Source organism: Thalassotalea fonticola (assembly GCF_032911225.1).
In the GTDB taxonomy this organism is placed as follows: Bacteria; Pseudomonadota; Gammaproteobacteria; order Enterobacterales; family Alteromonadaceae; genus Thalassotalea_A; species Thalassotalea_A fonticola.
The window spans coordinates 684492-700694 of record NZ_CP136600.1; the positions used below are offsets into that span (position 1 = coordinate 684492).

A 16203-nucleotide genomic window follows, 5' to 3' on the forward strand; every position below is an offset into this window, starting at 1 on the left:
GAATTATTGGGGAGAGTATAGATGAAAGCTTTGTTAACGAAAAAAAATATACTATTAGCAATACTATTGCTTTTGCTATTGAAAACAGTCATCACAATATTTGTTAATATTAATGGTCAAAATATAGATAACGAAAGAACGGATAAATATTTACAAACAGTGAGGGCAGCACAAAACGAAAATGAGCAAGAAAAATTGCCCAATATTGTTTTTATTCTTACTGATGACTTAGGTTATGGAGATTTATCGAGTTATGGCTCTACGTTAATCAACACGCCGAATATTGATGCGCTAGCTGACCAGGGGATTAAATTAACCAACTTTTATTCGCCTTCTTCACTATGTTCGCCAGCAAGAGCGGGGATACTAACGGGACGTTATCCTCAGCGTGCGCACGTACCGGCAGTACTGTTTGATTCAGATACTGTGATAGGTACAGTCAGAAAGTACCTTGGTTATTATTCTTATGGTATGGATGGTTTATCACCTGATGAAGCGACAGTTTCTGAAGTATTGCAAGCTAAAGGTTACAGTACTGCGGTATTAGGCAAGTGGCATTTGGGCTCGAGAGCAGGGTATTTGCCTAAAGATAATGGCTTTGACTATGCATATATTCCTGATGACACAGAAGACAAAACCACATTAACTAAAAAATTTACCAAGAAGATAGTTAACTTTATCGATGAAAATAAAGCCAATCCGTTCTTTGTTTATTACTCTCAACCTATTCCACATGAACCACTTTTTCGCGTTAAAGAGTTTGCTGATAAAACCAAGGCTGGTAAGTATGGTGAAATGGTGCAAGAGGTTGATTGGAGTATTGGCGTTATCATGAAAAAATTGGCGGAACTGGGCCTGGAAGAGAACACCTTAGTCATTTTTAGTAGCGATAATGGTCCTTATCGGTTAGGTAATTCTGGTGGAGTAAGGGGTGGTAAAGGTCAAACTACATTAGGTGGTCAACGCGTGCCATTTATTGCCTATTGGCCAGGGGTGATCCCTGCGGGGCAAGTGAGTGATGAAATGGCAATGGGCTTTGATATTTTCCCAACGGCGTTAAGCATGGCCGGCATACCTTTGCCGGATGATCGTATTATTGATGGTAAAAATATATTGCCGCTATTAACAGGTGAAGAAAAGCAATCACCGCACGAATACCTTTATATGATCAACGACAAAACGGTAGAGTCTGTTCTTGATAAGCAAGGAAATAAATACCAAATTCGCACAAACCCACCAAACTCTAAATTTTGGTATATGAAGACCGGACCTTATTTTTTCAATGTTTATGATGACCCATCAGAGTCATACAGTACTCTAGAGTTAAACCTAGAAAAAGCTGATGCATATAAAAATAAAATTAATGCATTTCAAGCTGAACTAGATAACGATTTACGAGGCTGGCGATAGGTCGAAAATTTAACCAGAAAAGGCTGAATGTTTTAACATCTTCAGCCTTTTAGTTTTTATGATTTCAGGTCAGCTTCAGCTTGTTTTTATATGCTAAAGCTAGTCATTCTAAAATGGGAAAAATATCGCAAATAAACATTGGCAAGAATATTCTATCTTATCCTAGTATCACTACAGTCTTTCATGGTATTTCCGGTGCGATGACTACAACTTTTAATAAGAAACTTGTAGAAGAAAAAAGTTGTTAGTGTAGAAGACAATAATGCAACAATCGATCACATAAGCCAGATCGCTAATTGCAGTAATTTAAAAGCACGTAAATTGTTAAATTTTAATCCAGTTACAGAGCCAATTAAGCCATACAAGTGTCATCTTTAGAAATCAGAGCATTCTAATCGAATTACCGATTAAACTTCAGGCGTACCTGGCACCTTGAGCAAACCCTTTGTTGGAACTATTTAAAGCCTTACGTCGGCTTTGCCACATGAATCGTCATGTCAGAAAACTTCGCTAAGCGGAAGTTTAGAAACCAGCACTATGATTGTCAGCTATTGAATATAAAGCGGACCTAAGAGTGTAGAAAGTTTATGCTTACAACCGCCACTGAACAGGCATTATTTGAAAATGAATTTTCAGATCGCCACAGTCCGCTAACTCCTAACTTACCTTTGTAAACAGAAACTACTTCATTCAATTCTCGTAACCTGCAAGGCAAAGGCGCAATTAAGTCACCTCAAATGAGCTTCTAGGCAGCTTGTTCAGGGCATTAATTTTGAAAACCAACTTTAGTTGGTTCCCTTGTCATCCTTGATTAGGCAAGCTCTCTACAATACAAGTTTGTTGCAGTGCGCATTCCTTTTTATGCTGCACCTTTGGCTTTCAAAAAAGCCAGTACCCAAACCAATGTTCCTATATGCCAAAGGTTGTCGTCGACATCATTGGCTGATAATTATAAATTGCAGGAGTTTATAATAATGAATTTAACACAACTTTTACATCGCAATGTACTGCTGCGTCCCGATCAGGAAGCTGTATGTTATCAAGATACATCTTTGACCTACCGCGAGTTGGAAAAGCGGGTCGCATGTTTGGCAGGCGGACTGCTTAATATTGGTATTAAAGAAGGTGAATGCTTGCCTTTGTTGTCGATGAACTCTAGTCGCTATCTAGAATATCTTTTTGCCGTTCCTTGGGCTGGAGCTGCCTACAATCTCGTCAATGTGCGCTGGAGTGTTGCAGAAATAGCTTACTCACTAGTTGACTCCGGTGCTCGCTTTCTTGTTGTCGATGACACCTTTGCTTCAATAGTGTCAGAAATCAAACAAAAGGTACCAATGCTAGAAAGTGTGATCTATGCCGGTGATGGTGAATGTCCTGAAGGTATGCTCAGCTATGAGAAGTTACTGGCAGAGGCTGAGCCAATTGAGGACACTTACCGAAGCGGTGATGATCTTGCTGGGGTTTTTTATACCGGTGGTACTACGGGGTCGCCTAAAGGCGTTATGCTGAGCCACACGAATTTAATGACGTTCGCCTCGTCTGGTGCTCTAATGAGCGGATTGTCTGCTCAACCTCGTTGGCTAAATTGTGCTCCCCTGTTTCATATTGCAGGTCTTGGTATGCTGCTGATGTCTTTTCTTCTGGGGGGGAGCCAAATTATAGTACCTGCGTTTATTCCCGCTGATGTGATAAAAACAATTCGTGAGCAGAGTGTAACGGATATGTTACTTGTTCCTACCATGGTGCAAATGCTGCTGGATTTCCCTGATTTTGATGTAGATGACTTTGCTAGTTTGCAACACATTATTTACGGTGCCTCCCCCATGCCTCAAGGAACGATGAATAAAGCACTGGAACAGCTACCTGATGTTGGTTTCATTCAAGGCTATGGCATGACCGAATGTGGTTTGATCTCTATTTCACCTGCCAGCAACCATACACCTGCAGCAAATGAGTCGGGACGGATCCGCAGTGCAGGCATTCCCGGCCCTGTACAACAAGTTCGTATTGTTGATGAACAGAATGTGCCAGTACCACCGGGTACTATTGGAGAGATCACGCTTCGTGGGCCAAATATTATGCTGGGTTATTGGGGAAAACCTGAGTTGACTCAAAAAACCGTTGTCGATGGTTGGCTGCACACTGGAGATGGTGGCTACATAGATGAGCAGGGTTATATTTTTGTGGTTGATCGAGTGAAAGATATGATTATTTCTGGGGGGGAGAATATCTACTCGTCAGAAGTGGAGACTGTCGTTTCACAGCATCCTAGTGTAGCCCAGTGTGCGGTGATTGGTATTCCTTCTGATGAGTGGGGTGAGACGGTTCATGTTGTGATTGTAGCGCAAGCTAATGAGGAAAACCTAGATACTCTGACCATCGAACACCTGCGTGACTTTTGCAAAGAACATATCGCTGGTTACAAGTGTCCGAGATCGTTGACACTGATCGACGCTTTGCCTATTTCCGGAGCGGGAAAAATACTCAAAAATGAATTACGTAAGCCTTATTGGCAAGGGCGTGAGGCACAGGTGTCCTAACAGTATCCAATTAAGCCGGTAAGCAGTCTTAACTGATCTCCTGCTTAGTTGTGAAGCTATATCTATATATGCGTAAAAGTAACTCCAAAGAGGATATGTTAATGAAACAAATAACGAGTGTGGTTCGTCTTGAGCGTCAACAAGATGGTGTCGCCGTACTGACGATGATAAAAGAGAAAACCCTTAATGCTCTTGATGAGCCGTTTTTGGTCGAATTGCTGGAAAAGCTTAAAGAGGCTGAGGCTGATGATAATATTAGAGTCGTAATTCTTACAGGAATTGGTCGCGGGTTTTGCTCTGGAGTCGATCTTACTGGCGGCTTATTGCAAGACAACGCAGAAAAACTGGATGACTGGATCAAACAATTCGGAAATCCAGTGGTTGCCTACATACGAACCATGACTACAGTGGTGATCGCTGCGGTTAATGGAGTTGCGGTAGGTGCAGGGGTTAGTCTTGCACTTGCCTGTGATATTGTCATTTCAGCAACATCAGCCCGCTATTTTCTAAGCTTTGCCAAAATCGGAATGGCTATGGACATGGGGATATCGTGGATTCTGACCCGAAGGATCGGCCCGATGCGTACCGCGGCCTTGACTATGTCTGCTGGATTTTTAGATGCCGAAGCGGCGTTGCAGTGCGGGTTGTGTTATGAGGTCGTGGATGATGCCGAACTGATGTCGCAAAGCTGCAAATTTGCCAGCCGAATTGCCAGCCAGTCCGCTCCAGCTCTACAAGCTCTGAAATCCCAGATAAACTTTGCCGATACAGCGACTCTAGCTGAGGTGTTGGGTCATGAAGCAAAGATACAGGGAAGGCTGGTGCAAACTGAGCAGGCGCAACAACTGATCAAAGAGTTTTTACCACGGTAATTTCCCTAAGCAGGAAGATGGAACTGGTTCTGCTGCATCTTCCATTTCACGGCGCGATAACTTTATTCCACAATAATTAATCCGTTTGCTATTATTCAGACATTTGAGCGCAAGCGCGTCAACCTGACAGCCTGGAATTCCTGCAAACCGTGCTTGAAACAGCCGAAATTCTGCCACTTTTATCAATGTTCTCTTTTAAACCCATCGAAGAAGCGCTTGAGTAATCCCATTTCTTCGTTGCATCTATTTGTAAGGGAATAACCTTTACTGTATATATGCGCCTTGAATTGAAATCGCTCAAGCATTCTGAAACCTGCATCTTGGATGCTGACGGGGATATTAGCCATTCTTCAGCAATTATCTGAAAGCACCAATGTCTTTTGCGTAGAATAACTACGCAGAGAGAACGTTATTCTGGAGGGAGAATTAATATGTCTGTTTGCAGGCGTGACAATACCTGCTCTGCGGTATTTCCTAGTAAAATACTTTGCAGCCCTGAGCGAGCTACGGTTCCCAATACTACCAATTTTGCTTTGATCCGTTCTGCGACTTGCGGAATGAGTAATTCGGCAGGCCCTTGGTCAACGTGGATTTGAGTGTCGGTGATATCATTATTGGTCAGCATTTTTTGACAAGCAGTTCGATATTGTCTTTCCAGTAATGAAGGAACCTGATATTTTCCCTTCGCACTTTGCATTAAAGAGGGGTAGGCAGTGACTAGATTGCATTCGCCATTGCCTACTTCGGTAAGGAAACGACCCACCTTAAGGACTCGTGTATTGAGTGCCTGGTGTTCACCGTCTGCTGGATCCGCATTAACACAGAGCAGCAGCGGGCTGCCATCTTCCCAGTGATTTTCCGAACGTACCATAAATACGGGGCAGCGGCTGCCACGTAGCAATTTCCAGTCATCGGAGAGAAAAACGTGATCAGTTAAGCTGGGTGCATGAGGTTCCTTGATTATCAAGCTAAATTCCTTGTCATGTTGGCAACGTAGAATAGCGCGGAGTAAACTGGTTTCATTGCTGATTTCAACCACAACTGATATGTCTTTCAGTGCGGCTACACTCAGCTTTTTAGCCAATGTCTGCATCAGCTGATCAGTGGCATGCTTCTTTCTAACCAATGCCGTAATAATGCTCCCTAGCCGTTCGCTGAGACGAATTGCCTTGTTGAGAGCCACCTGTTCATCTTTTTCCGGGTTAATGACAACCAGGATATGTTTATTAAACGGCATGACAATGTTCATCCTTTTGAGTGTTTTTTGTAGTAGTGATTTTAGTTACAGCAACTTTCGGTTTTAACGTATCATTAGCTTGGGCTGACTGCGGATTGCGTTTGTATAACAAGCTGGCGATCGCCGGCAGGAAAACCAGAGCGCCGATCATGTTCCAGACAAACATAAAGGTCAGTAAGATCCCCATATCGGCCTGAAATTTTATCGGTGATAATACCCAGGTGCCTACGCCAATTCCCAGAGTTAGGCCGGTAAACGCGACTGCTTTACCGGTAGTTTTCAGAGTGTTGAAATAGGCATTTTTCAGGCTCATGCCAGCGCTCAGGTAGGTCTCAAGCTTGCTGTAAATGTAAATGCCGTAGTCCACCCCGATACCTACGCCCAGAGCAATAACTGGTAGAGTGGCTACCTTAACCCCAATTCCCAGTTGCGCCATCAATGCCTGACATAATAGCGAGGTCAGTGCCAGCGGCAGCAAAATACAGGTAACGGTTCGGATGGAGCGGAAAGTGAGCAGACAAAGGATCCCCACCACAGCATACACCCAGATCAGCATTTGATACTGTGCTTTTTCAATCACCACATTAGTGGCCGCTTCAATACCAGCATTACCAGCAGCCAGCTTAAATGTTAACCCTTCCACACCCTTGAAGTCATCGATAAAAGCTTCCACTTCAGCCACCACGGTTTTTAGTGTTTCCGCTTTATGATCATTGAGGTAGATAAATACCGGGGTCAGACTACAGTCTGCATTGTAGCTGCCAGGGAGGGCGGTGACCGAGGCTTGATCCAGTAAAGGTTGATTACGATTCAGTGCAAGCCACTTGATGTTTCCTTCGTTATATCCAGTCATCATTTGTTTGGTATGATTCACCAGAGAACGACCAGATTGAACTCCCGGTAATTGTTGCATCCGCCATTGCAATTGATCAATGGCATCTAATGTACGGTAGTCAGAGCATTTCTCTTTGGCAGATTGCACCATCACCACAAAGATATCGGTACTGGTGGTGTAGTTATCGGTGATAAAGGAGTTATCCATATTGTAGCGGGAGTCAGGTCGAAGCTCTGGTGCACCAGCATCTAAATCACCAATTTTTAACCCTTGGCTTTGATGTAATCCAAAAGCAGCCATCAGCAAAGCGATAATAAGCAGAGCCCATGCTTGACGTCGCTGGGTAAAGGTGGAGAGCAACTGCCAGAACTGGTGCTTGCCATGTTCTTCTGCGTGTAGTTGTTTATTGACTGATGCTTTACTGATACCAGCATAAGACATCAGTATCGACAACAAAAACAGGTTAGTCAAAATGATAACAGCTACCCCCATGCTAGCAGCAATCGCGAGATCCTGAATGACAGGGATCTCGATTACCATCAGGGTAGCAAAGCCGACACCATCACTCACCAAAGCTATGATGCCAGGGATATAGAGAGAACGAAAGGCTCGTCGGGCGGCAAGTTCCTTATTAGATCCTGTGGCATTTTCATGGGCTATCGCATTGATGATCTGCACACCGTGACTGATACCTATGGCGAACACAAGAAACGGTATTAGCATAGAATAAGGATCAATGCCGTACCCTAATGTCTTTAATAAGCCAAGCTGCCAAATTACCGCTGTTACAGAGCAGAGTAATGGTACCACGGCACTACGTAAGCAACGGGCATAGAAGTATAACATTACCAGAGTAATTATCAGTGCTACTGCAAAGAAAACAGCCACTTGGTTGGCACCATCAATTAGATCGCCCACCACCTTGGCAAAACCAGTGATATGAATTTTAATTGTCTTGTTTTGGTACTTATCTCGCACCAATGTTTCTAACTTGTTGGAGAAGGCTTGGTAATCAATCGGCTCACCAGTTTCAGGATCCTTTCCCATCAGCGGTGCATAGACCACTGCTGACTTAAAGTTATTTGCTACTAGTGCGCCCACTTGACCCGATTTGAAAATATTAGCTCTGAGTTTTTTTAGCTCAGCAGGAGAGCCATCGTAGGTCTCTGCGATCACTGGACCACCTGCTAGTCCTTCCTCGGTCACCTCATTCCAGCGAACGGCAGAAGCCCAAATGGATTTTAACGCTGTGCGGTCAACTCCTGAGATATAGAATACCTCGTCGTGAACCTGTTTGAGTGTATCCTGAAATTCTTTAGTGAAAATATCACCTTCAGTGGTTTCTACCGAAATTCGAACGGCACTCCCTAAGCCTTTGAGATCATCTTTATGCGCCAGATAGTTGGCAATATAAGGATGGAAAGTAGGGATCATCTTTTCATAACTGGCCTCGGGGCGGATCTGATTTGCCTGATAACCAAAGAACAGCGTTAGCAGAGTAAATAATGTCAACCATACCGGGCGATGATTAAAAAGTATTCGTTCAATGATAGGTTCGCCAATGGTCGCTGGCTTGAGGAACGTTTGCTCCAATTGGGGATTAAGACTGCTCATAGGCTTGCTCCTTTAAGGCTTAATATTTTGTGAGGAGATAGGTTGTATTCCAGCCAACCCTACTGTTAATAGATTTGTATCACTTTTGCTTATAACAGCACTGAGTGGCAACTTATTTGGGGTCTGGCTGAGATGAGACACTTGACCTTTAGGATTGATCTGGAATGAGAAACCGCCATCTCCAACTAGTGTCACAGAGCCGTCAGGCAAACGGGTAGAGCCAAACAGGCTGGCATCGATGCCAGTGTTTATTGTCTGCCAGTGGTTACCTTGGTCATAAGAGATAAAGGCATTGCCGCGCAGGCCGTAGGCGACTAGTGCATTGTCGCCTGCACCTATTAAGCCAAAAAAAGTGCCATCATAGGGGCTGTCCAATAAAATCCAGCTCTCGCCGTTATCGTCTGAGCGAAATAAATGACCAGCTTCAGCGGCAATATACAGGCTCTTACCCACAAGGCGGATTGCGTTCAAGTGGAGTAAATCTTGATTGTCGATATGTTCGGTCCAAGGTTGCCAGCTATCGCCACCATTAGTAGTATGCAGGAACAGTCCATAGGCACCGACGATAAAGCCCTCACGGTCATTGCGAAACCATACATCCAGAAACGGTCGGCTGGCGCCTTCGATTACAAAGCTTTCAGCATCTTCAGCGTTTATGGTTAGACTCTCCAGCTGCATTTCTAGCTCGTTAAGTTGTTCTGGGTTTGCCGTTTGAATTGCGGCTTGAATTGTGACTTCGTTTTTCGCTAGCTGTGCCTGAGCACGCTCAAGCATCAGTTGGTTTGCCTGTCTACCGTCGAGCTGTTTCTGCCAGTGACTACCGCCATCTGAAGTATGCAGAACTACACCATCGTGGCCAACGGCCCAGCCATGCTTTTCATCAACAAAATAACTGGCTGTCAGTGTGACTCGAACGGGCACCGGCATCTGTTTCCAGCTGATGGCGTTGTCTTCAGATATCAGGATATGACCTCGTTCACCAACTGCAATTAATCTACTGCCAACCTGATCCAGATCCATTAAAAGACTATGTTGAGCCAAAGAACTTGTCATTGCGCTTTCTGCCAGTGCGTCATTCTTGGCTGATGCTATTGCTGAAATAAGCCCCAGGCAGGCAACGAAAGCAGAAGCTGCGTAATGGCGGCGTGAAGTCAGTAAGGGGAGGTGTCGAAAGATACTCATCATAGGTTATATTCTCATGGTCATATATAAGGGAGCGGTTGAAACTATTTTGATAACTCGAAATAAAGATTGAGTTCTCAGCAGTGTCTTAGCGTAAAGGCTTAATTGACCCCGTCCATAGGGTCAGTTCAGTTTTAGCTTAACGTCGGCTCATCTTTCTTACCTGAGCTGGGGTGAAGAATTTATCACTCTCACCTTCGTAAATTTTCAAGGGTGTGCGGTCTATTACGTTCACTGTATAGGCGCCATTTTGAAGGTCGACATGGGAAAACGCTCGCATACGCGTCACTGGTACATCATAGGCGTTTAACAAATTGGCTAGGCCAACACGCCATAACTCTCCACGGCCGTCGTAGCTATCGGTAAGAACCGCTGCCCAACTATCCTCGTCGAGGTAGAAGGTTCGTTTACCGTACACGTGGCGCTTACCTTCAGCCAGAGTTGATTCAACCACCCACACTCGATGCAATTCGTAACGTGTATAGGCTGGATTTAAATGATGTGGCGCTTGAAGATCATCAACCTTGTCATTTTTGCTTTCGAAGGCGGCAATAAGGCCGTTGTTATTGTAGGGGATATACATTTCTTTTTTACCGACCAACTTCCAGTCGTAACGCTCAGGTGAGCCGTTGTACATGAACACTTCGTCGTAGACACTTTGTCCAGCGAACTGTGCATTAGGCGTGTCATAGGCGATAGTAGGAGCTCTGCGTACTCGGCGTTGGCCAGGAATGTACTGCCAAGCCTGACGGGGAGTCTCAGATGCATTGACCGCATCACGGAACATGATCACCTCGCCTTTGCGCCTAACTGGTGTATCGTATTGGACGAACAGTTGCATAATGTTACCGTTATAGCTACTGGCATCTTTGTCGGGGTTGAAATAGGGGTAGGTTTCCCAGACGACACCGCCACCGTTAATCTTTTCACCGTTGGGATAAACTGTGTCGCTACGAAAATCATACGAGTCACCTTGGCCTACCCAGCGCAAAAGATGGTTCCAGATCGCTTCATGTCCATTTTGAGGAATAGGAAAGGGGTAACCGCCAAAAGCGTTAACTACACCGTTACCGCCTTCTTTCAATTCGGCATTCAGCGCATTTGTCTCAGTATTATCGTAGACCCACTTAGGAGCGGCGGCAGTACGATGAGTTGGATATACTGGCATCTTGAAGGTCTCGGGGTACTTGGCGAACAGCGCTTGCTGACCATCGCTTAGCTTATCGGCGTACTGTTGATAGTTACTGCTATTAATAGTAAACAGCGGCTTCTCATCGGCAAACGGGTCTATTCGGGTGGTTCCTTCACCTTGATATCCAGCAGGTGGTGTGGTCATGCCGCCGGTCCACTCGGGAATAGAACCGTCGGCGTTACCAGCTCGTTCGGCCCCAACCGGTGTTAGTACAGTTGCCAGCTTGGCCACTTCCTGTTCAGAAACTTTAGCCAGCACGCTTGCTGAATTGAGTGTGATTAATGCAATTGAAGCTGTAGTAAGTAAATTCTTCATCATTTAGTTCCTCAGGCCTGAAAGGCCTTTTCTGTCTTACTGTTGTGTTCGTTAGAAACGATACTTGTAGTACACGGCAACGTAATCGCGATCTGCGTTCAAATGGCCAATTTCCAGTCTGCCTTCATCAGCTAGAATCTCATCTGGATCGGTCAGAAAGTTCACGTAGCTAACACCAAAATTGTGGTTGTTGAGGTAGCTAAAATCAGCGGTGAGTGATAGCTGCTCGACCCCTTCAGTAAAGGTAAATGCTACTGCAGAGACACCGTTAAAATCGTTGCGATAGGTACTAGTGATTGCCAAATCTAGACCGCTGACAATGCTGAAGTAATCGGCTTTCACGCTCACGGTCGCACCTGCGGCATTGCGGTCATGTTCTAACGCGCTATCGATATCATTCACGTCTACTCCTACTGCCTGGGCAGTGAGATCAGCATCAATATCTAACACGCGGTTGTAACCGACCTCGCCAATTAAGGTGAGGGAATCTGCCAGTGCTGTGCCACTGATTAGATGGATTATAGAAATTTGCGCCTGAAGAGTTTCAGCGTCAGTGAAGTAAAAAGCACCGGGAATTTTTAACTGTACTGGCTGGCCGTCACGATAGCTGACTTCGCCGCTAACGTTGGTATCACCAAATACGGTACCAAAACTGGCGCCGAGCAAATTGATATCTTCAAAATATTCATGGGTTAGCTGTGGCCCTAAGATCGGGGGCAACAGTTGTGGTGTAGGAATAAAATCATTGTAATTTAGGTAGTATAAGCCGAACTCGGTGTTGTTGAGCTCTGCAGCCAGATAGCGCACGGCGATACCCCACTGTCCCTTATCGGGGGTATCTTCTACTATAGGTAAGCCGAAAATATCCAGCGTATCGCCGACAGAGCCCTGACCTAGGACGTCAACTACATTGAAATATGAGCCCGGAGCATCAACGCGGATTTCTTCCCAGCCATACTGGTAATAGGCGCCTACTGAGAAGCTATCCGTTAGATCCACCTCAGCGTAAACTTGTCCTATTGGCAAGAATATATCTTTTAACTCAACACCTGGAGCGTTGGCTTTGGTCGCATCAATCGGTCCTTGTGCAGCGGATATTCCGCCGAATACATACAGACTTTCGCCCCAGTTAACTACCTGATCACCCGCGCGCAGGCTCAGGCTTCTCTCACCAATATCAAAGGTGTAGTAAATGAAGGCGTCCAGCAGTTCAATATCTGAACCATGAATATCAATACCGTCTCGCTGAAACTTTTTATCACCTGCCAGACTGCTATCCTTGTAGATATCGTCGTACCAGCCACGGACACGTACAAAGACACCACCGTCACCAAAGTTAACATCTAAGTCAGAACTAAAGCTGAATCGGTTCTGGGTCATATCACCATCGTCGAAATTCAAATTACCATCATCGGTTAAAAAATTAGGGAGACCGCCGCCGCCTTCACTGAGAATAGTGTTATCACGCTCTTCCTGACGCCACTGGGCGTCGTAGGTCAAACTGGTATCAAGGTCAATGGTTACCCCATTTTCTAACTGCCAGCTCAAAGCATGTGCCTGATTGACCGCTAGCACCAGCAATGAGCTGGCTAGGGCGGATGGCTTTATCAGCTTGCGTAGTGTTTTCTTGTTGAAGCGTGGTTTAGTGATTGCTTCGTTGTACATTTTCATCATTACCTCCGGCTTTTTTACGTTTTTATTATTTCGTTTGATCAAACTGCGAAATTTATTTTGTGAGCTTTGTATACGGGTAATTTCCTTATCGCTTCTCAATAACTGTGCACTCCACAACCATCCTAAAAGATAAATTTGTACTGTATAGCCAACCAAAGTTGGGGAAGTAAAAAATTCTGGGTTTAGCAAATTCAAAGCCGAGTATGCGTTGCCATAAAGTTAACTGCTTTTAAATAAACCAACGAAAGTTTGTTGTATTGGCTGCCCCGGATTGAGCAATATGTTTAAAAACCCATAACCCAGTTAGCTAGAAGAGGAAGATTAAAGTGAGTGATATCCGTTTTGATGAAAAAGTCGTAATTATAACCGGTGCTGGCAATGGCTTAGGCCGCGCTTATGCGCTGGAATTTGCTAAACGCGGAGCCCGTGTAGTCGTTAATGATCTAGGCGGTAGCGGCAGTGGTGAGGGCGCAAGCTCTTCAGCAGCAGCAAAAGTGGTTGCTGAAATCCAAGCGTTTGGCGGTGATGCAGTCGCTAACTGTGATTCAGTGGAAGATGGCGAAAAGATAGTGCAGACCGCAATTGATAACTACGATGGTGTCGATATTGTGATCAATAATGCCGGTATTTTACGCGATTCCAGCTTTGCTAAAATGCAGGATAAAGACTGGGAACTGATCTACAAAGTTCACGTAGACGGTGCCTGTAAAGTAACCAAAGCAGCCTGGCCATATATGTTAAAGCAAGGCTTTGGCCGCATTATATTCACCACCTCAGCAGCCGGTATTTATGGCAACTTCGGTCAAGCAAACTACAGCTCGGCTAAATCGGCATTGATCGGACTGGGCCGTACTCTGGCAATTGAAGGCGGCCGGAAGAATATTCTTTCAAACGTGATCGCACCGATTGCCGGTTCCAGGTTGACAGAAACGATTTGGCCGGAAGAGATTTTAAAAGCGACAAGCCCGGACTTTATTGTGCCTCTGGTGGTAAAACTGTGTGCGCAAGAGAGCAGCGAAAACGGCTCTGTTATCGAGGCCGGGGCAGGCTGGTTCAGCAAGGTTCGATACCAGCGTACCCAAGGCCTAGCCCTGGGCACAGACAGTCCAATTACTGCTGAGCAGATTGCGCAACAGTGGCATAAGGTTTGTGATTTTACCGATGCGGATGTGGCTGAATCCATTGTTGATACGTTTAATGCCGTCAGTAAGTATGTTGGTATTGATCTGTTGAATGCCAAGAAATAAACCAATTTTTTTAGGATGTATAAAATGAAAAATGTACGTATCGCTGGTGTTGGCATGATTAAGTTCACCAAACCAGGAAAACAAGAGCCTTATCGCGTAATGGCGTCTAAAGCTATAAAACTAGCGTTAACTGATGCCGATATTAACTATGATAAAGTACAGCAGGCTTTCGCCAGCTATATTTATGGTGACAGTACCTGTGGACAGCACGGTCTTTATGATGTTGGTAAAACAGGTATTCCATTAGTCAATGTTAATAATAACTGCTCCTCTGGTTCCACAGCACTGTTTCTAGCTCGTCAGGCAGTTGCATCAGGCGCTACTGAATGTGCTCTAGCATTTGGTTTTGAAGAGATGCAACCCGGTGCATTGGGTAGTCATTGGGAAGATCGTGAATCACCTTTTTCCAGTATGCTTGGAGCGTTAGATAAAGCAGCGCCTGAAGCACCTCAGGGACCGTTAGCGTTAAGGCTGTTCGGGCAAGCTGGTACACATTACATTGAAAAATACGGTGCCAATCCAAACATTTTCGGTAAAGTTTCAGTCAAAACACGAAACCATGCAGTGATGAATCCCTATTCACTTTTTGATGCACCGTTGACTCTTGAAGAAGTCATGGGGGCTCCTGTTATCTTTGCACCATATTTAACTCGTCTTATGGCGTGTCCTCCAACATGTGGTGCAGCAGCGGTTATCGTTTGTAGTGAAGCGTTTGCTAAAAAGCATGGTATAGCCGCCTCAGTTGAGATTGTTGGTCAGTCGATGGCTACGGATTTAGCCAATACCTGGGATAATCCTATCGACTTGATCGGTGCCAAGATGACAGCTAAGGCTGCTCAAGAAACTTACGAGCAAGCAGGTATGGGCCCAGAAGAAGCTCAGGTGGTTGAGTTGCACGACTGCTTTACTCCTAACGAAGTGATCACTTATGAAGGACTAGGTTTATGTGGCGAAGGAGAGGCTGAGAAGTTTATTAACGACGCAGATAACACCTACGGCGGTAAGTTTGTCGTTAATCCATCGGGTGGTTTGATGTCCAAGGGACATCCAATAGGAGCTTCTGGTCTAGCACAGGCTACCGAATTGGTTTGGCATTTACGTGGCACAGCGGGTGATAGACAGGTGCCGGGTGCTCGTGTGGCATTACAGCATAACCTTGGACTGGGTGGTGCAGCAGTCGTAACCATGTACCGCAAGGTTTGAAAAAGGATTATAAGATGTTAGATCGTAGCAAAATAGGTCATGAATTTGACAGCTTTAGCATAGATATAGAGCAAGGCCGGCTGAAATTTTTCGCCAAGGCCATTGGTGAAACCAACCCTGTGTATAGCGATGAATTAGCTGCTCGTGACGCAGGCTATAAAACCATTCCTGCACCGCCGACGTTTCCGATGGTACTGGATATGGAAGGCCCGGATTTTTTGCCGGTGTTGAAATTACTGGGTATGGACATCTCTCGGATCCTACATGGCTCTCAGGAGTTTGAATACACGGGAACGATATACGCGGGTGATACCATCACAGTGACCTCCAAACTGAAAGACGTTTTCGACAAAAAGGGCGGAGCCCTTGAGTTTGTCGTGATGGAAAATTCTTACACAAATAAAAATGGTGAATTGGTTGCCGTGGCAGCCAACACTCTGGTCTACCGTAACCCCTGAGTTAGAGGAATATAAGAATGTCTGATATTACAGTAGGAATTGAAATTCCATCATTAAACTTACCGTCGATCTCTCGCTCCACGCTAGCACTTTATGCCGGAGCCTCTGGAGATCATAACCCAATACACATAGATAGTGACTTTGCTAAAAAGGCGGGTATGCCGGATGTGTTCGCCCACGGCATGCTGTCGATGGCTTATCTGGGGCGCATGCTTACCGACTGGAAACCTCAGTCGCAATTACGCAAGTTCAGCAATCGCTTTGCAACAATAACCCAGTTGCAAGATGTGATCACCTGTAGTGGCAAGATAGTTGAGCTATTTGAAGAGGGTGGTGAGCAGCGTGCTCGAGTGGAAATTGTGGCTGTTAATCAAGATAACATTTGCACGCTAATAGGTGAGGCAGTTGTTGCCTTATAAAGTCA

12 protein-coding genes are annotated in these 16203 nt (G+C 45.1%); 7 read left to right on the forward strand and 5 right to left on the reverse strand.

Annotation, left to right across the window (positions count from 1 at the left end; translation table 11 throughout):
* The first annotated feature begins 21 nt into the window (after positions 1–21).
* The 3 genes from RI844_RS02780 (at position 22) to RI844_RS02790 (ending at position 4822) form a co-directional block, all read left to right on the forward strand.
* Positions 22–1410, forward strand: coding sequence for a sulfatase-like hydrolase/transferase (locus RI844_RS02780; protein ID WP_348396951.1), 1389 nt, complete (start codon positions 22–24; stop codon positions 1408–1410).
* Between the two features lie 974 nt (positions 1411–2384).
* Positions 2385–3950, forward strand: coding sequence for a long-chain-fatty-acid--CoA ligase (locus RI844_RS02785; protein WP_348396952.1), 1566 nt, complete (start codon positions 2385–2387; stop codon positions 3948–3950).
* Positions 3951–4051: 101 nt separating this feature from the next.
* Entirely contained in the window at positions 4052–4822 is a 771-nt protein-coding gene (locus RI844_RS02790; protein ID WP_348396953.1) for an enoyl-CoA hydratase/isomerase family protein, read from the forward strand.
* A gap of 409 nt (positions 4823–5231) precedes the next feature.
* On the opposite strand, the gene RI844_RS02795 is transcribed toward RI844_RS02790, so the two are convergent.
* From RI844_RS02795 to RI844_RS02815, 5 genes are all read right to left on the reverse strand, one after another.
* Complete coding sequence (locus RI844_RS02795; protein ID WP_348396954.1) at positions 5232–6059, reverse strand: universal stress protein; 828 nt, start codon at positions 6057–6059, stop codon at positions 5232–5234.
* Positions 6049–8508: an efflux RND transporter permease subunit gene (locus RI844_RS02800; protein ID WP_348396955.1), complete on the reverse strand. Its 2460-nt coding sequence runs from the start codon at positions 8506–8508 to the stop codon at positions 6049–6051. Before RI844_RS02800 ends, RI844_RS02795 begins: the two co-directional genes overlap by 11 nt.
* A 12-nt stretch (positions 8509–8520) precedes the next feature.
* Positions 8521–9693, reverse strand: a complete 1173-nt coding sequence (locus tag RI844_RS02805) for a WD40/YVTN/BNR-like repeat-containing protein (protein WP_348396956.1) — start codon at positions 9691–9693, stop codon at positions 8521–8523.
* Between the two features lie 136 nt (positions 9694–9829).
* Entirely contained in the window at positions 9830–11200 is a 1371-nt protein-coding gene (locus RI844_RS02810) for a DUF1329 domain-containing protein (protein WP_348396957.1), read from the reverse strand.
* 48 nt (positions 11201–11248) lie between these two features.
* Positions 11249–13060 carry a DUF1302 domain-containing protein gene (locus RI844_RS02815; protein WP_348396958.1) on the reverse strand — a complete coding sequence of 604 codons (1812 nt, stop codon included), beginning with the start codon at positions 13058–13060 and terminating at the stop codon, positions 11249–11251.
* Positions 13061–13197: 137 nt separating this feature from the next.
* On the opposite strand from RI844_RS02815, the gene RI844_RS02820 reads away from it, so the two are divergent.
* From RI844_RS02820 to RI844_RS02835, 4 genes are read left to right on the forward strand one after another with little or no spacing between them, the layout of a single operon-like run.
* The gene (locus RI844_RS02820; RefSeq protein WP_348396959.1) at positions 13198–14118 is read left to right on the forward strand and encodes an SDR family oxidoreductase; all 921 of its coding nucleotides are present in this window, start codon (positions 13198–13200) and stop codon (positions 14116–14118) included.
* A 24-nt stretch (positions 14119–14142) separates the two neighbouring features.
* Positions 14143–15321 carry a lipid-transfer protein gene (locus RI844_RS02825; protein ID WP_348396960.1) on the forward strand — a complete coding sequence of 393 codons (1179 nt, stop codon included), beginning with the start codon at positions 14143–14145 and terminating at the stop codon, positions 15319–15321.
* 14 nt (positions 15322–15335) lie between these two features.
* A complete protein-coding gene (locus RI844_RS02830; protein ID WP_348396961.1) occupies positions 15336–15779 on the forward strand; it encodes a MaoC family dehydratase N-terminal domain-containing protein in 444 nt (147 codons plus the stop codon).
* Positions 15780–15796: 17 nt separating this feature from the next.
* Entirely contained in the window at positions 15797–16198 is a 402-nt protein-coding gene (locus tag RI844_RS02835; protein WP_348396962.1) for a MaoC family dehydratase, read from the forward strand.
* The last annotated feature ends 5 nt before the right edge of the window (positions 16199–16203 follow it).